This is a genomic window from Flavobacterium sp. ACN6, assembly GCF_002304005.1.
In the GTDB taxonomy this organism is placed as follows: Bacteria; Bacteroidota; Bacteroidia; order Flavobacteriales; family Flavobacteriaceae; genus Flavobacterium.
In genome coordinates, this window is record NZ_MRCQ01000004.1 from 257545 (window position 1) to 276134 (window position 18590).

At 34.4% G+C, this 18590-nt stretch carries 10 protein-coding genes; all 10 read left to right on the top strand.

Annotated elements, in window-relative coordinates:
- The first annotated feature begins 204 nt into the window (after nt 1–204).
- Entirely contained in the window at nt 205–3423 is a 3219-nt protein-coding gene (locus tag BSF42_RS08440; RefSeq protein WP_095952642.1) for a TonB-dependent receptor, read from the top strand.
- 16 nt (nt 3424–3439) lie between these two features.
- Nucleotides 3440–5146: a RagB/SusD family nutrient uptake outer membrane protein gene (locus BSF42_RS08445; protein ID WP_095952738.1), complete on the top strand. Its 1707-nt coding sequence runs from the start codon at nt 3440–3442 to the stop codon at nt 5144–5146.
- A 28-nt stretch (nt 5147–5174) separates the two neighbouring features.
- Nucleotides 5175–5966 carry a hypothetical protein gene (locus BSF42_RS08450; RefSeq protein ID WP_095952643.1) on the top strand — a complete coding sequence of 264 codons (792 nt, stop codon included), beginning with the start codon at nt 5175–5177 and terminating at the stop codon, nt 5964–5966.
- A gap of 1155 nt (nt 5967–7121) precedes the next feature.
- Nucleotides 7122–10247: a TonB-dependent receptor gene (locus BSF42_RS08455; RefSeq protein ID WP_095952644.1), complete on the top strand. Its 3126-nt coding sequence runs from the start codon at nt 7122–7124 to the stop codon at nt 10245–10247.
- An 11-nt stretch (nt 10248–10258) separates the two neighbouring features.
- The gene (locus BSF42_RS08460; RefSeq protein ID WP_095952645.1) at nt 10259–11767 is read left to right on the top strand and encodes a RagB/SusD family nutrient uptake outer membrane protein; all 1509 of its coding nucleotides are present in this window, start codon (nt 10259–10261) and stop codon (nt 11765–11767) included.
- 20 nt (nt 11768–11787) lie between these two features.
- Nucleotides 11788–12672: a hypothetical protein gene (locus BSF42_RS08465; RefSeq protein WP_141248439.1), complete on the top strand. Its 885-nt coding sequence runs from the start codon at nt 11788–11790 to the stop codon at nt 12670–12672.
- 146 nt (nt 12673–12818) lie between these two features.
- Complete coding sequence (locus BSF42_RS08470) at nt 12819–14273, top strand: glycoside hydrolase family 30 beta sandwich domain-containing protein (protein ID WP_095952647.1); 1455 nt, start codon at nt 12819–12821, stop codon at nt 14271–14273.
- A 90-nt stretch (nt 14274–14363) separates the two neighbouring features.
- Complete coding sequence (locus tag BSF42_RS08475; RefSeq protein ID WP_095952648.1) at nt 14364–15830, top strand: glycoside hydrolase family 30 beta sandwich domain-containing protein; 1467 nt, start codon at nt 14364–14366, stop codon at nt 15828–15830.
- A gap of 27 nt (nt 15831–15857) precedes the next feature.
- Nucleotides 15858–17330: a glycoside hydrolase family 30 beta sandwich domain-containing protein gene (locus tag BSF42_RS08480; RefSeq protein ID WP_095952649.1), complete on the top strand. Its 1473-nt coding sequence runs from the start codon at nt 15858–15860 to the stop codon at nt 17328–17330.
- Between the two features lie 128 nt (nt 17331–17458).
- On the top strand, nt 17459–18535 hold the full coding sequence (locus BSF42_RS08485) for a glycoside hydrolase family 16 protein (RefSeq protein WP_095952650.1): 1077 nt from the start codon (nt 17459–17461) through the stop codon (nt 18533–18535).
- Nucleotides 18536–18590 lie beyond the last annotated feature (55 nt).

Genomic DNA, 18590 nt, shown 5'->3' on the forward strand with positions numbered 1-18590 from the left:
TTTTTTAATTAACATTTTTATAACAAAATTTTATCAAAGCTAAAATACAGTAAATTAATTAATTAAATAAAAAATGTTGTGTTTTTGTAGTGTAAGAATATTTATGTTGAAGTGTTTTTGTAAAGAATTTTAATTCTACTTTCTTAAAATTTAACATTATAATTGCATTAAATTACTAATTAATTAACCAAAATTTTTAGAAAAATGAAATTGACAAAATTACTTATTTTTTGTGTTTCGTCTTTACTGTTTTCAGTTATCGCATTTGCTCAAGATGTGACGGTAACTGGAATCGTAAATGACGAAAGTGGACTACCCGTCCCAGGGGCATCAGTTTTGATAAAAGGAACCAATAAAGCTACTGCTTCTGATTTTGATGGGAAATTTCAGATCAGCGTTCCTTCAAACGGAACTTTGATAATTAGTTTCGTAGGGTTTAATACGGTTACTGAAGTCGTAAATGGCCGAACTAAGCTGAATGTTGTACTAACAGGAGCTTCTCAAAGTTTAAATGAGGTTGTTGTAATTGGATATGGTACACAAAAGAAAGCTTTAATTACTGGTGCTTCTTCAAACTTTAAGGGAGAAACACTTAAGGAATTAAATACAGGTTCTGCGATGGAAGCTCTTCAAGGTATTGCTCCTGGTATTAGTGTTACTAGAAATAGTGGTGCTCCAGGTGCAGGAACAAAAGTTACTATTCGTGGATTGGGTACAGTTGGAAATTCAGATCCTTTGTATATCGTAGATGGTGTAACTGTTGGGAATATTGATTATTTGAGCCCTTCAGACATTGAGTCTCTAGATGTATTAAAAGATGCTGCATCTGCTGCGATCTACGGTTCTAGAGCTGCAAATGGTGTTGTTTTGGTTACTACCGTGAAAGGGCGTAAAGGAAGACCAGCTAGAATTAGTTATGACTCTTTTTATGGTATTCAAAACATTTATAAAAATGTAGATCCTTTAAATGCACAAGAATACATGTACATTATGGACGAAGGCCGTGTTAATGATGGACTTGCTCCAAACGACTGGCAGGCAATATTGACAAATAATACTTTCTTAGAAAACAATTATCCTGGTGCTGGTACTCAATACGGCAACGAAATTTGGCAAAACCTTCAAAATGGTTGGAAAGGTACAAATTGGATTAATGAAATGTCTAAAAAAGATGCGCCTGTTGTAAGTCATGCACTTAATATAACAGGAGGTAGTGAAGATATTACTTATTCATTTGGGCTTTCCTATTATGATCAAGATGGTATTATTGGCGGTAATATCGTAGATGCTGGATTTAAAAGGCTTACTGCAAGAATGAATACTCAAATGGTTTTGAAAAAAAATGAGAGCCATAGTATTATAACTGTAGGTGAGAATATAACTTTTACTAATTCTCAAAATAGAGGTGTATCTAATGGAAATATTTATGGTAATGATTTGCACAATGCAATCACTCAGAATCCGTTACAGCCAGCTTATTGGCAGCCAGCTATTGAGAGAAATATAAATGAATTTGGTTTTTCTCCCTCTTTAGATGGTTTATCTACAACCCAAACAAATCCGTTGGCAGTATTATTTTACAGAAGTAACTACAATTATCCTAAAGATTATAAAGTTGCTGGAAATGCTTTTGTAGAGATCGAACCTGTTGCTAATCTTAGATTTAAATCGGTTTTTGGTATAGATTCTTGGTTTGGAAATGGAAGATCTATGAACCCAACTTATCACTTAGGAGTATTGTACAATGATTCAGTTGATGGTGCTTCTCAATATTCTTATTTTGGTGCAAATTCTACTTGGACAAATACAGTTTCGTATCAAAAACAATTTGGAAATCATAATATTAATGCTGTTGTCGGAATCGAACAGTTTAAAAATATAGAAAATACAAATTTAAATGGTTCTCGAAATGGACTTTTATATCCTGGAGACCCAAGATATGCATATATAAATAATACTAAAGGCGCTACTTCAATAGCAGATATTACTAATTCTGGATTTGATTCTGCTGCTGGCGGTGGTGGTCTTATGTCTTATTTTGCAAGAGCACAATATGATTATAAAGAAAAATACCTTCTTTCAGCTGTTATTCGTCGAGATGGGTCTTCTAATTTTGGAGAAGGTTACAAATATGGTAATTTCCCTTCAGTATCTGCAGGATGGGTTATTTCAAAAGAAGATTTTATGTCTAGTACTTCAAAAACTATAAACTTCTTAAAATTAAGAGGAAGCTGGGGGCAAAATGGTAATCAGGCTATTCCTGCTTTTATCTACTCTTCTACTATTGCTTATGCTTTTCCTGGATACTTTTTTGGAGATACAAAACCCGTTTCTGGGCCAACATCATATCCTGCTAGAGTACCAAACCCAGCGGTTACTTGGGAGACATCAGAACAATTAGATTTCGGATTGGATGCAAGTTTATTTGATTCTAGATTAGGTATTACATTCGATTGGTACAACAAAACAACAAAGGATTGGTTAGTTGAAGCTAAACCTCCAGGGACATCTGGAGCAGCGCCACCTTACATCAATGGTGGAGATATTGAAAATAAAGGTTTTGAAATCTCTGTAAGCTGGAAAGATAAGATTGGAGACTTTAAATACGGACTTACGCTAAGTGGGGCGGCAAACAAAAACAAGGTTACAAAGGTTGCAAATGCCGATGGTATCATTCATGGACCAAGTCACGTATTATCACAAGGAACTTCAGAAGTGTCTAGAGCACAAATTGGTTACCCAATTGGATACTTTTATGGCTTTAAAACTGCTGGAATTTTGCAAAACCAACAAGAGGTTAATGAATATGTAGGTCCAAATGGACAGCCTTATTTTGCGGATCAGCGTCCTGGAGATGTTCGTTTTGTAGATTTAAATGAGGATGGTGTTATTGATGAAAAAGATAAAACAATGTTAGGAGATCCAAATCCAGATTTTCAATTGGGTATTCAGTTAAACTTCGAATATAAAAATGTTTATTTGAACACTACAATGGCTGGAAAATACGGAATGCAGATCATGCAGTCTTACAGATCATTTTCTGATAGTCCAAAACAAAATTACACTTCAGATGTTTTTGATCGCTGGCACGGAGAAGGAACTTCAAACAAAATGCCTCGTTTAAGTTCTGTATCAAATAGAAATACAAATGAGATCTCTGATATCTATATGCATAATGCAGATTATTTAAGAATCAACAATTTAACTGTAGGTTATAACTTTAATGAAGTACTAAAGGATGTTAAATTCATTAGTAATCTGAAGTTTTATGTTGCAGTAAATAACTTATACACTTTTACTAAATATGATGGTATGGATCCGGATGTTCGTTTCGGACATGATGCAGGTTGGGCTTCAGGAATTGACTTAGGTTTATATCCACAAGCAAGAACAGTGATGTTTGGATTAAGTGCAGATTTTTAATATTAATACAATCAAAATGAAAAAACTAAAATATATTATAGCAGTTTCTGCAATTTTTATGGCAGCAAGTTGTGATGATTATCTGGATCAGGATAATCTTGGAGAAAAAGGCTTGAGTACATACTATAAGACACCAACGGATATCGAAGAGGCAATGTCGGGTGTTTATAATGCTATTTATACAGTAAATATTCATAGTGAAGAACAGATAGCAGCCAATTTGATGGACAATATGATGTTTGGCGGCGGAGGTCCAGATGATAAAACAGCAAAATGGGTAGATAATTTTGAAGATCCTGCTGAAGATACCTATCATGATATGTGGAAACAATCTTACAATGGTATTTCGAGAGCTAACGCTATTATAGAAGCAATTCCATTAGCAGATTTTTCTAAGAATTTTAAAACTGCAGCTGAAGCAGAGGATTTTAAAAAACAAGCATTGGGAGAAGCTTTATTTATGAGAGCTTTCTTTTATTTCAGATTAGCTAAATTTTTTGGAGGCGTGCCGCTTATTTTGACGTATGATGCTGATAGATATGTTGGCAGATCAACTTACGAAGAAACCTTTGCTGTGATCGCTTCAGATTTAAAAGCAGCTATAGAAACAATGCCAGCTACGCCTATTACTAGTATTCCAACGGCTCGTTACGGACATGCAAACAAGTGGGTTGCTGAAGCTTATTTAGCTCGAGTATATTTGTTTTATACCGGATATATGACTAATGTTGAGAAAAAAGCTACTGCAGATCTTCCTCTGGTTGATGGTGGTTCTATAACAGGAACGCAAGCAGCTTCTTATTTAACGGATTGTATCAATAACAGCGGGCATAAATTGGCTTCTGATTTTAGAAATCTTTGGGCTTATTCTTATGTAAATAAAAGTGCTGGAACAAACGTATTGCCTTGGGCTACTACAGAAGGTTTGTCATGGGTTGGTCAAGACGGTATTGCTCCAACTTTTGGAACAGGAAACTTTGAAACAATGTTTGTACAAAGATTCTCTTTTGGTGACTGGGGATGGACAAATGGTAATATCTATACCAATAGACTTGCTTTATTTAATTCAATGCGTGGTAACTCACAAGTGCCGTTTGGCGAAGGCTGGGGATGGTGTACAATTAATCCAAAATTATACAGTGGCTGGTCTGATCTTGATCCAAGAAAAAGAGGTTCTATCCTAGAAGTTGGAAGAGCAGATCAAGGAACAGCTGGTTACGCTAGAGATAAAGGAGATCATGAAACAGGATATTTTAATAAAAAATATGCTTCATTACAACATGATAACGGGGAAGGATCAAATGTAGGTATGTTTGTTCAAATGTATGCTTGGTCTAATGCTGATATGCAATTAATGCATGCTCAGGATTTTATTTTTATGCGTTTTGCAGATGTATTATTAATGCATTCAGAAATTACTCAAACAGCAGAAGGATTGAATGCTGTGAGATTAAGAGCAAAATTAGGACCAGTTGGATATTCTATAAATGCGATAAAGGATGAACGTTTGCATGAATTTGCTTTCGAAGGTATACACTGGTTCGATATTCTTCGCTGGGGAGATGTGGAAGCTTCATTTAATGATGTAATTCCAGTTAGAAATTCGGGTGTTGATGCTAATTACAGCGTAAAATATAGACCAGAAACTAAAGGTTTAGTTCCAATTCCAGAAACAGAAATGAGGGTTTTAAACGGAGTTTACACACAAAACCCAGGCTGGTAATATTTAATAACCACTAATAATTATAAAGATGAAAATTCATAATATAAAATATTTATTAATTGCTGCATTTATGCTGGTCTTTTCGGCATGTGACCCAATTGTAGACGAGCAGCAGCTGACAAATTCTACAGATGTTGCGGGAGTTAATTTAACAGCTTCTCATAGCACTCCTGGAGGGAATAAAGTTACTCTAAAAATGGATACACCGGGTGTTACGGGCTACTGGGACTATAATTTAGGAAAGTCCCTTACCAATGAGACAACAATTGTATACCCAATTCCTGGGAAATCTACATTTACTTTCATTGGAACTTTAGGAGGCGAATTTTTTACTAAAACGATAGATGTACAAATCGATCAATTAGATACACGTTTAGATCAAGACTGGTATGATCTGGTAAGTGAAAATACATCTGCGGGTAAAACATGGGTTTTTGATGGTGCTGCAGGTACAGGTGCGATGTTCTGGTTTATGTCGCCTCCAGATAATCCAGATTCAGCTATGAGTGCTTGGTGGAATGCTGGAGATTGCTGTCCTCCTCTAGATGTAAGCGGAAAAATGCATTTCGATTTAAATGGTGCAGCAAATTACAATCATTATCAGACTACTGCAGCAGCAGCCGAAAAAGGAAGTTTTGTTTTAGATCCAACTAATAAAAAACTGATTATTCAAAATTCAAAAATATTAGGGTATGAGGCTGGAAATACTGCTAATGAGTATAACATAATCACCCTTACTGAAGACAAATTAGTATTATATGTGCCGAGAAGTCTAAAAGATCCTACAACTGGCTGGACATTTGTTTTCAAGCCACAATAATAATTTTATGTTAGTTATTTTCGAAAAAGGAAGGCTAAAAATTTCCTTCTTCGATTTTTCAAACAATTTTTATTTCATTCGACTTTAGAATGATTATTTAGAAGATTTAAACTATGGTTAGTTTAAGTTAAGTTTATTGCCTGGTTAGCCCATAATTTCGATTATGGGCTATTTTTTTATACCTGCTATTAAAGTTTTGCTTATTGTTTAATGTTCTAATTTTTAAGCATCTAAATATAGTGAAGTTTGCATTTTTTGATAATTATTTCCCTTAAAGTGTTCTAACTAATTCTTTCCTTAAAAGTTCTCACAAAACTCCTTGAAATTTTTTTTTTGCTTCAATTAACTTCAATAAGTTTTTTCGTGGAATAACAGTTTAATATTCCGCATATCACTCTAAATAAATCTATTTAATTTTTTACTTACTACCTTAATTCGTCGTATCACGTTGCTCTAATGCGCAATAAGCTTCACCTAGTTGTAAGAAACAAATAAAGATGCGTTAGAGTCCTTCTATTTACGTCTGGGCAATTATTCTACTATTTACGATAGATATAGTAGAATAAACAACACTAAATCCTTTTTTAATTTAAGTCTTTTAAAAACTAGCAGAAATATCTAACTGACATAGTCGCCATTATCAATTAAAATCAATTTTTTGAAGCTTTAATTTTAAAATTCTCTCCCTAATTAATTTTTATTTGAAAGTTAATTCTTTCGTGTTGCCAAAAATACAAGAATTTTCATTGTAAATGTAAATTATTAATATGTAAAAAAAGTAGTGTAAAAATATCATATTCTCTGTTTTTTTATTTCTTGAAATTTCACATGTTAAGTTACTGTAAATGTTTATAAAATAAGACGTTATGTGAGTTTTAAGAGTACTATCACGTTGTAGTATTGGCACTTTTTCATGCTATATTTATTTTACATCAGTATGTAGTGTTTATTTTTCTATTTAACTTTTATTTAGTACTATTTTTTATTTTTTTAAATATTTAAAAATCAATTATTTGTGTTTTTTTTGATGTGTTTTTATAATATTAAAATTTTTAATTTGATGTGTTTTTGTAATGATATTTAAATGCGAAAAGTAAAAATTAAGTTTTAGTATTGCATCAAATTACTAATTAATTAACCAAAATTTTTAGAAAAATGAAATTAACAAAATTACTTGTTTTTTGTATTTCATCTTTATTATTCTCGGTTATAGCTGTGGCTCAGGATGTCACAGTAAGTGGAATGATAAATGATGAAAGTGGAATGCCTGTTCCAGGCGCAACAGTTTTATTAAAAGGAACTACTAAATCTACTGCGTCTGATTTCGACGGAAAATTTCAGATACAAGTTCCTTCAAATGGAACTTTAATCATTACGTTTATTGGTTACTCTACAGTAACTGAAGCTGTAAATGGAAGAACTAAAATCTCAATTCAATTAAAACCAGAATCACAATCTTTAAATGAAGTTGTTGTTGTTGGATATGGTACTCAAAAGAAATCTGTTGTAACTGGTGCAATTTCTAGTGTAAAAGCTTCTGATCTTGAAGATTTACCAATAACTAGAGTGGAGCAGTCTCTGCAAGGAAGGGTTTCTGGAGTTACTATTGCAGCAAATGCTGGACAGCCTGGATCTTCTTCTACAATACGTGTGAGAGGTATTACTTCGTTTGGAAATAATGAACCGCTATGGGTTGTTGACGGTGTAATTGTTGATTCGGGAGGTATTGGATATTTGAACCAATCAGATATTGCTTCTATGGAGGTTTTAAAAGATGCCGCATCTCAAGCTATCTATGGAGCTAGAGCGGCAGCTGGGGTAATCCTTATCACTACTAAAAAGGGTAGATCAGGAAAAATGAGTGTAAACTATAATGGGTATACAGGTTTTTCTGCAGCAGCAAGAAAACTAAATTTACTTGATGCGACAGAGTATGCTACTTTAATGAATGAGAGATATGCAAATGGTTATACACCAGATCCTGCAAAACCATACACGCTTCCTTATGCAAATCCATCTTCATATGGAGCGGGAACAGATTGGCAAAAAACAATCTTTAATGATAATGCTCAAAAAACAGGGCACGAATTAAGTTTATCTGGAGGAAATGATGTTTCGACTTTTTATGTTTCTTTTGGTTTATTAGATCAAGAAGGTATTGTAGCAACACCAATTTCTAATTACAACAGAAAAAACATTCGTTTAAACTCTACGCATAAAATTGTAAAAGGATTAACTTTTGGTCAGACTTTAGGATATTCTCACGAAAAGAATGTTGGAATTGGAAATACAAATAATGAATACGGAGGACCATTAAGTTCGGCTATTAATTTAGATCCAACAACGCCCGCTATTGTTACAGATCCAACCGTTGCAGCTGGCTATCCATACAATCAGCCTTTTATTTTGAGAGATGCGAACGGAAATCCTTACGGAGTTTCACAAGATGTAACTCAAGAAATGAGTAATCCATTAGCGTATATTCAAACAAGATTAGGAAATTACGGCTGGTCTGATAATTTTGTTGGAAATGCTTACTTAGAATTAGAAGCGATCAAAGGCTTAAAAATTAGAAGTACTTTAGGTGGGAAATTAGCATATTGGGGTTCAGAAAGTTTTACACCCGTATTTTACTTTAACTCTTCGACTATTAATCCAAATAATAGTTTAACACGTAATACAAACAAAGGTTTTGGATGGAATATTGAAAACACTGTTTCATATACAAAACAAATTGATGATCATAACTTCACAGTATTAGTTGGACAGGGAGCATACATCGATAATATTACTTCGGGTTCTACAGTTACTTACAAAAACCTGCCAGCCACTAATTTTGATGAAGCGACTTTCAACTCAGGTGCTATAACAGATGATATTACTGCATCTGCTTCTGATGGCTACGAACATAAAGTGACTTCGTTATTTGCAAGGTTAAATTATGATTATAAGGAAAAATATCTTGTTACGGGTATTGTACGTCGTGATGGTTCTTCTCGTTTTGGTCAAAATAATAAATACGGAACTTTTCCATCATTCTCTTTAGGTTGGGTGCCGACAAAAGAAAATTTCTGGCCCGAAAATAAAGTAGTTACTCAATTAAAATTTAGAGGAGGATACGGAATTACAGGTAGCGATGCTATTGGAGATTTCAAATTCTTGCCTACAATTGGATCAGGTAGAAATTATACAATAGGTAATCAAGGTTCTGTTGTAATTGGAAACAGTCCAAATGCACCTTCAAATCCAGATTTGAAATGGGAAGAAACTAGTCAGGCCAACGTTGCGTTTGATGTTACTTTCTTTAATGATTTGTCTTTAACAACTGATTTTTATATCAAAAAATCTACAGGTATATTACAAGATATTGATTTGCCAGGTCACGTTGGAAGCCCAGGAAGACCATCTGCAAATATTGCAGACATGCAAAATAAAGGTATTGATTTAGAATTGTCTTACCGTAAAAGAATTGGTCAGGTTAACATTGGCTTAAGTGGAAATATTTCTTACTTAGAAAATGAAGTTACAAATTTAGGACGAGGTATTCAGTTTATTTCTGGAGATGCTTCTTTCCAAAACATGGGGCCTGTTACAAGAACACAGGTGGGAGAATCATATAATTCTTTTTACGGATTTAAAACACAAGGGATTTTTCAAAATCAAGCAGAAATCAGCGCGTATACTAATGCAGCAGGAGGTTTAATTCAGCCAGATGCAAGACCAGGTGATTTTAGATGGCAGGATCTTAATGGAGATGGAACAATTACAGATGATGATAAAACATTTATCGGAAGCCCTCTGCCTAAATATACGTATGGTTTCACAATTAATTTAGATTATAAAAACTTTGATTTATTAATCTTTACCCAAGGAGCAGTTGGAAACAAAATTTTTCAAGGACTTCGCCGTCTGGATATTACAGATGCAAACTATCAAACATCTGCATTAGGACGCTGGACTGGTGAAGGATCTACTAATTCTTATCCAATTTTATCATCAGTTGATAACAATAAAAACTTCTCACGTCCGTCTGATTTTTATTTAGAAAATGGCGATTACTGGAGAATCAAAACCATTCAAATTGGATATAGCCTGCCAAGTGATGTGGTATCAAAAGCAGGTCTTTCAAAAACTAGACTTTATTTGACTGGTGAAAACTTATTGACATTTACAAAATACTCTGGTTATGATCCAGAAATTGGTGGCGGAGTTTTAGGTATTGATAAAGGATATTATCCACAAGCTAGAACTGTAATGTTAGGGGTTAATTTACAATTTTAAAATTTAGAATCATGAAAATTAAAAATATAAGATATTCATTCGCTGCAGTTGGATTATTGCTTCTTAGCTCTTCGTGTGGGGAAGATTTTTTAACAGTAGATCCAAAAGGGCTGCCATTAGTGGACAACTATTATAAAGATGAAACAGAAGCGTTTTCAGCATTAGTTGCTACTTATGATATAATGGGAAAACAATCCAAAGGTTTTGAAAATATGGTCTGTATGCTAAATGCAGGTTCAGATGATTTTTACGCTGGAGGCGGGGGACCTGGAGACGGAGCAGGAATTCATGCTTTTGATAACTATACATTGGATAAAATCAATATGCCGAGAAGTTTCTGGGGAGACTTTTTTCAAGGTATAGCAAGAGCAAATATCTTGTTGGAAAAATTGCCAAATGTAAAAATGGACGAGGCTAAAAAAGTACGTTTTGCTGCAGAAGCAAAAGCAATGAGAGGATATTACTATTTTGAATTAGTAAGAACTTTTAAAAACTTACCATTAATTACAGCACCACTTTCTCCAGCAGAAACCTATACTATTACACAATCTACTCCAGAAGAAGTATACGCTCAAATTGAGAAAGATTTAATTGAAGCTAAAGCTGCTTTACCAAATACAGTTAATTATGCAACTGAAGGAGGTCGTTTTTCTAAAGGATCTGTGCAGGCTTTATTAGGAAAAGTCTATTTATACGAAGGTAAAAATTCTTTAGCAGCAGCAGAGTTTGCGGATGTAAATGGTACGCCGGGAGGAACGAGTATGTATGGTTACAAATTGCTGACTAAATTTTCTGATTTATGGGTAATTAGTAACAAACTTAATTCAGAATCTATTATCGAAATCATGCATACTGATAAAAGTAATGCAGACTGGGGATTTTGGGGAGGCGGAAATGACGAAGGTAACTCTGTTAATATAATGGTTGGACCAAGAGGTTATGGCAGAAAAACGACTACAATACCAGATTATATTTCAGGATGGAGTTTTAATCCTGTAACTGCAAGTTTATACAATGCCCTAAAAGGAGATCCGCGCTTTGATGCTACAATTGTTGATATGCTGGCACTAAAAGCATCTGGCGCAGCAGATTATGCACCTGGTGATCAAGATACAGGATATTTCTTAAAGAAATTTATGCCATTAAACTCTGATACTTCTCAAGGTGGAGGAGCGCAGGCTTTAAATTACAAACAAGATATGTATGCAATTCGTTTAGCAGATACGTATTTAATGGAAGCAGAGGCACTTGGAGGAACTGGAGCCAGAGCACAAGCTTTATTAGATGCTGTAAGAGCCAGAGTTGGATTAGGTTCTGTACCAGTTTCATTAGATGCTATTGCTAACGAAAGAAGATTAGAATTGGCTGGAGAAGGACATCGCTGGTTCGATTTAGTAAGAACAGGAAAAGCAGCTTCGGTTCTTGCTGGTGAAGGATTTGTTGCTGGAAAAAATGAAGTTTGGCCAATTCCGCAAAAAGATTTAGAAAACACAAAACTTGTACAAAATCCTCAGTACTAATTTAGCTAATACAATATCATATGAAAATAAATTTAATGAAAAAACAAGGGTTTTTAGCATTGTTTTTTATGACAGCCGTATTAAGTTTTACAAGTTGTCAGCCAGATGATTCCATTGTTGATAATGGATTAACAAACGAAAATGTTGATGCATCTTTTACCGTTACTCCTGTAGAAGGTAAAGTCAATACCTATAAATTAAGCGCACAGCCAAAAGGTGTTTTAAAATCTTTTTGGGATACTGGTGCAGGACAATATGCTGGTAAAATGGAAGAAGAAATATCGTTGCCAGATGCAGGAACTTACACTATTACACATACAGCTATTGGCAGTGGAGGCGGTACAGCTTCAGCTTCAAAAGAAGTAGTAGTGGCAACTTCAGATCCGCTAAAAGGAAATTTAGTACAAGGCGGCTCTTTTGCTACAGTAGAAGATCAGGCAAAATGGACCATTTTAAATCTTAGCGCTACTGGTGCAGCTTTTTGGTCATTTGCAAATAATAGCGCAACAATTCACTCTCCAGGAGGATGGGCGCAAGAAGGAATTTATCAAGCAATCGATGTTGTAAAAGACAAAGAATACACCATCAACATGCGTGTTTCAAGTCCAAGCGGTTCCGATGAAACTTGGTTAGAGGTTTATGCAGGGAAATCTGCTCCACAATCTGGGGTTGAGTACAAAGACAACAAAGTAATGGGATTAAGTACTTGGGACGGCTGTGCAAAAGCAGGTTTCTCTGGAATGCTTTCTACTGTAGGCTGTGTTAAAAATGATGCAACAGGAACAGTTACAAACGTGGTAAAATTCTCTGAAACAGGAAAAATCTATTTATTAATTCGTTCTGGCGGTAACACTTTTACTAAAGATGGAATCACCGTTTCAAAAATCGAATTAAGAGGAAAATAAAGAGTTAAGTTAAGTTTAAGTTTGGTTGTAAATAGCCCATAATCATTATGAGTATGGGCTATTTTTTAAATTCTTTAAAAGAGATTAAAAATCAGTTTTAGATTTCTCCAAAACTTCAATTAAAAAACACTAATAATTGGGAGCGAATGAAAAAAAATAGTCTAAATATTTTATGCCTTTTGTTTGTCGTTGCAGCTTTTGCACAACAGCCAAAAACAAAAAAAGAATTTACAGCCAATGGCAAAAAAATAACCGTTTACACCACAGCAGAAAACTCAAAGTTACGATTAACATCAACAGATAATTTAACTTTTTCTGCAGCAAAACAACCTCTAGAAACTGAATTTTCGGTTTTTATTGAACCAGCAAAAAAATTTCAGACTTTTATGGGAATCGGCGGCGCTATTACAGACGCAAGCGCCGAAATATTTGCTAAACTTTCAAAAGAAAAACAAGCAGAATTTTTAAATGCTTACTACGATAAACAAAAAGGTATTGGCTATTCTTTGCTAAGAACAACAATTCAAAGTTCTGATTTTAGCAGTGGAAGCTATTCTTATATCGAAGAAGGAGATAAAGATTTGAAGACTTTTTCTATTGATCATGACAGGCAGTTTAGAATTCCTTTAATAAAACAAGCTATTCAAAAAGCTGGTGGAAAATTGACAACTTATGTTGCGCCTTGGTCGCCAAATGCTTTTATGAAAAGCAATAAAAATGTATTAAAAGGCGGCACACTGCTTCCAGAGTACTATCAGACTTGGGCAAATTTTTATGCAAAGTTTATAAAAGCCTACGAAAAAGAAGGAATTCCGATCTGGGGTACTTCGACGCAAAATGAACCGATGGCGGTTCAGACTTGGGAATCTTGTATTTATACAGCAGAAGCGGAAAGAGATTTTATCAAAAATTATCTTGGACCTACTTTGAAAAAAGAAAACTTAGCGGACAAAAAAATTATTGTTTGGGATCATAACCGCGATTTAATGAATTACCGTGCCAATGTAATTTATTCTGATCCCGAAGCAGCAAAATATGTTTGGGGAATGGGATTTCATTGGTATGAAACCTGGTCTGGCGGTGCGCCTATGTTTGATAATGTTGCCAAAGTAAATGAAGCTTATCCAGATAAAAAACTAATGTTTACAGAAGGATGCGTTGAAAAATTTGATGCGGCAAAGTATCAATTCTGGGGAAATGCAGAACGTTACGGAATCAATATGATCAACGATTTTAACAACGGAACTGTAGCTTGGACAGATTGGAATATTCTATTGGATCAAAATGGAGGCCCAAATCACGTTGGAAATTTTTGTTTTGCACCAATTCATGCAGATACAACAACAGGGGAATTAATTTATACGCCGTCTTTTTATTACATAGGACACTTTTCTAAATTCATTCGTCCAAACGCTGTACGAGTGAGCACTGCAGTTAGCAGAAGCGCACTATTAAGCACTTCATTTTTAAATACTGATGGAACTATGGCGACAGTTGTAATGAACCAGTCAGAAAATGAGCTTACTTATAATTTGATTATTGGAGCTGAAAAAGCGGCGGTTAAAATTCCGCCTCGAGCTATACAAACGCTTGTTTATTAATATTTTGTAGTAAAGTAAGAAAAAAGATCAATTTGAATCATCCTGTTGGTCTTCTCTTACTTTTAATTTAAAAACTGTTTATAAAACAATATGAAAGCCACAACTCAAATAGTGCTGTCAGCCTTTATACTAATCCAATTAAGCTGTTTTACAAAACTTACGGCTCAAAAAAACAATGCGTCGTCGCAGAAAAATAATAAAATAAAGGTTTTTACTACTGCCGAAAATACCAATTGGAAATTATCATTATCAAATGATCTAATTTCAAACAACACTACACAACAAAAAAATACAACAGTATCTATTATTGTAAATATTGAAAAAACAGATCAGACTTTTCTCGGAATTGGAGGTGCAATTACAGATGCAAGTGCAGAAGTTTTCGCTAAATTATCTCCTAAAAAACAACAGGAATTTTTAAATGCCTATTACGATAAAAATAAGGGCATTGGCTATTCTTTAGCCAGAACAAATATTCACAGCTGTGATTTTAGCAGTGACAGCTACACTTATATTGCAGAAGGAGATAAAGAACTGAAAACCTTCAACATAGATCACGATCGAAAATATAGAATTCCATTAATCAAAAAAGCAATTAAAACAGCCGGCGGAAAACTAACATTATTTGTAAGTCCATGGAGTCCCCCAGCTTTCATGAAAGACAATAATGATATTTTGCACGGCGGCGTTTTATTGCCTGAATTTGCTCCATATTGGGCATTGTATTATGCTAAGTTTATAAAAGCATATGAAAAAGAAGGAATTCCGATTTGGGGATTAACAGTTCAAAATGAACCAATGGCCAAACAAAGCTGGGAATCTTGTATCTATACGCCCGAAGCTGAAAGAGATTTTCTTAAAAATCATTTAGGACCAACTTTAGAGAAAGAAGGACTTGGTTCTAAAAACGTTATAATTTGGGATCATAATAGAGGAGATATGCTGGAAAAACGCGCTAATCTTGTTTTTTCGGATCCTGAAGTTTCTAAATACGCATGGGGAATTGGATTTCACTGGTATGAAACTTGGAATGGAGGTCCGCCTCAATTCGAATCTGTGGCAAAGGTTCACGATGCTTTTCCAAATAAAAATTTAATTTTTACTGAAGGCTGCATCGAAAGATTTGATGCTAAAAAATATCAGTTTTGGGGAAATGCTGAGCGTTACGGAATCAATATGATTAACGATTTTAATAACGGAACAGTTGCATGGACAGATTGGAATATTCTTTTAGATCAAAACGGAGGCCCAAATCATGTTGGTAATTTCTGTTTTGCACCAATTCATGCCGACACTACAAAAGACGAATTAATATATACCCCAATGTATTATTATATTGGACATTTCTCCAAATTCATCAGGCCAAATGCCAAGAGAATAATAGAAAAAATAAGTGATAAATCTTTACTGAGTACTTCTTTTAAAAATTCTGACGGACAATTGATTACTATCGTAATGAATCAATCTGAAAAAGAGATTGTTTATTCTTTAGAAAATCAAACGACAAAAAATACTATTACTATTCCAGCACATGCTATACAGACGATTGTATATTAATGGTGCGCTAACTAAATAACCAAGAAAATGAAATTGAATATCAATAATACCATAAAAGCATTTTTCTTTATGACTGCCGTAATGGCTCAGATAAAATGTTCGTCTTCAAATGATACAGTCGAAAATCCTCCTGTAAATCCACCAGTGGTAAATCCTCCCGTAGTCGTTACAAACGATGTCGATTTTTGGCTTACAAAAGGAGATCAAAGCGTTTTACTCGCAAAGCAATCTGGAACATTAGGATTTGGTACTACTACAAATACTTACAGTACTATTGAAGTTAAAGAAGCTCAGAAATATCAAACAGTTGACGGTTTCGGATATACATTAACTGGAGGAAGCGTAGAGGTAATAAATCAATTAAATGCCACAAGACGAACCGCTCTTTTGCAGGAGTTATTTGGATCTGGAGAAAATTCAATTGGAATAAGTTATATCAGAATAAGTATTGGAGCTTCAGATTTAAATGCAGAACCTTTTACGTATAATGATCTTGCAGCAGGAGAAACAGATTTAAGTCTGGCTAAATTTAGCTTAGAAAAAGACAAAAATCTAATTGCTATGCTGAAAGAAATTTTGGCAATTAATCCTAAAATTTTAATCTTAGGAACACCTTGGTCTGCACCTCTTTGGATGAAAGACGTAAACAGTTTTAAAGGAGGAAAATTGAAAGCAGAATACTATGACGTTTATGCCAAATATTTTGTAAAATACATACAACAGATGAAAGCAGAAGGTATTACGATTGATGCTGTAACGCCTCAAAATGAACCTCTTCATGACGGAAATAATCCGAGTATGTATATGTCTGCACTGGATCAAACCAATTTTATTAAAAATAATTTAGGACCTGCATTCAAAGCTGCAAATCTAAAGGTAAAAATTATTGCTTACGACCACAATTGTGATAATCCTAATTATCCAAAAGCTGTTTTGGCAGATGCCGATGCATTTCCTTTTGTGGATGGATCAGCATTTCATTTATATGCAGGAGATATCAGCGCTCTTACCAATGTTTACAATTCTTTTCCAACTAAAAATGTATATTTTACAGAACAATGGACGTCTTCAGAAGGACAATTTGCAGGCGATTTAAAATGGCATACTAGAAATGTAATTATCGGTTCAATGAGAAACTACAGCAAGAATGCCTTAGAATGGAATGTAGCCAATAATGCCAATTTTGGTCCTCATACAGATGGCGGCTGTACCATGTGCAAAGGCGCGATCACGATTACGTCAACAGACAGTTATCAGCGTAATGTAGCCTATTACATAATTGCACATGCATCAAAATTTGTTCCGATGGGTTCTGTTCGAATTGAAAGTAATTCGGGAGGAAATTTACAAAACGTTGCTTTTATCACACCTTCAGGATCTAAAGTTTTAATTGTTGAAAATGACGGATCGGCAACAGAAACATTTAATATTAAATTTAACGGGAAATGGGTTACCGCTTCTCTGGAAGCTGGATCAGTTGGAACATATACTTGGAAATAGATTCCTGAAACATTTGAAAAAGGAAGTTTTAAGCTGAACTAATTTGACTTTGTTAGTATTAAAAGCAAAAAATAGACAAATTATATCTATATTGATATTCAATTTATTAACTAATAACCAACTTAATCATGAAAACAATAAATCTTGCAAATAGGGCGGGTGTGTTTACACTAATCTTATTATTTATATTTCAATCTTGCAGCAGTAGTAACGATGCGACCGATGAAAATCCTGTTGTAGTAGTTCCTGATAAAATTTCGGTTCAGGTTGATGTAGTAGGTAAAACTGCTGAAATGCCAAATGGAGACGGAAGTGGAAAAATAAATTTATCCATTACGGCTGCAGATGCAAAATCATATAAAATAAAGGTAAATAATGAAACGAAAGAATCTACAACGAGTAGTTTTTCATATGAATTTACCGAACCCGGTACTAAAACCTATACTATTGAAGTTACCGCATTTAATGGAATAAAATATACCAATACTTCTACAACAGTAAATATTTTCGTGGCAAGAAAGCTAATATTTTCAGATGAGTTTGATGTTGCTGGCGCACCAAATAATGACAAATGGGATTATAATACAGGAACTGGAGACGGCTGGGGAAATAATGAATTACAGTATTACACCAAGCGTCCAGAAAATGTAACCATCGAAAACGGAATCTTAAAAATTAAAGCGATTAAAGAAGAGTATATGGGAAGCCAATATACATCGGCAAGAATGCTTACCAGAGGAAAATTTTCATTTAAATACGGAAGAGCAGAAATACGTGCAAAATTACCAGTCGGCGGCGGCACTTGGCCTGCATTCTGGTTATTAGGAGACAATCTTGATACAGTTGGATGGCCGGCATGCGGAGAAATCGACATTTTAGAATCAGTAGGAAATAAACCAAACGTCATTCACTCTTCATTACATTCTCCTGGCCGTTCAGGAAATACTCCTGATACAGCGACAACAACAAATCCAACTTCAACGACAGCCTATCATATTTATGCAGCGGAATGGAGTGCAGAAAGTATCAAGTTTTATGTAGACGATAATTTATTTTACACATACAAAAACTCAAGTACGACACCATTTAATGCAAAGTTTTTTGTGATTTTAAATTTCGCAATGGGCGGCAATTTTGGCGGAGCGGTTGATCCAAACTTCAAAAGTGCTGTTTACGAAATCGACTATGTGAGAGTATATAATTAACATAAGTTTTAAATAGATTTTTTTCTGCAAAGTCTCGGAAACACTAGATTTACAG

Coding starts and splice junctions, on each gene's coding strand:
- BSF42_RS08440 (WP_095952642.1), top strand. CDS start 205: ATGAAATTGACAAAATTACTTATTTTTTGTGTTTCGTCTTTACTGTTT.
- BSF42_RS08445 (WP_095952738.1), top strand. CDS start 3,440: ATGAAAAAACTAAAATATATTATAGCAGTTTCTGCAATTTTTATGGCA.
- BSF42_RS08450 (WP_095952643.1), top strand. CDS start 5,175: ATGAAAATTCATAATATAAAATATTTATTAATTGCTGCATTTATGCTG.
- BSF42_RS08455 (WP_095952644.1), top strand. CDS start 7,122: ATGAAATTAACAAAATTACTTGTTTTTTGTATTTCATCTTTATTATTC.
- BSF42_RS08460 (WP_095952645.1), top strand. CDS start 10,259: ATGAAAATTAAAAATATAAGATATTCATTCGCTGCAGTTGGATTATTG.
- BSF42_RS08465 (WP_141248439.1), top strand. CDS start 11,788: ATGAAAATAAATTTAATGAAAAAACAAGGGTTTTTAGCATTGTTTTTT.
- BSF42_RS08470 (WP_095952647.1), top strand. CDS start 12,819: ATGAAAAAAAATAGTCTAAATATTTTATGCCTTTTGTTTGTCGTTGCA.
- BSF42_RS08475 (WP_095952648.1), top strand. CDS start 14,364: ATGAAAGCCACAACTCAAATAGTGCTGTCAGCCTTTATACTAATCCAA.
- BSF42_RS08480 (WP_095952649.1), top strand. CDS start 15,858: ATGAAATTGAATATCAATAATACCATAAAAGCATTTTTCTTTATGACT.
- BSF42_RS08485 (WP_095952650.1), top strand. CDS start 17,459: ATGAAAACAATAAATCTTGCAAATAGGGCGGGTGTGTTTACACTAATC.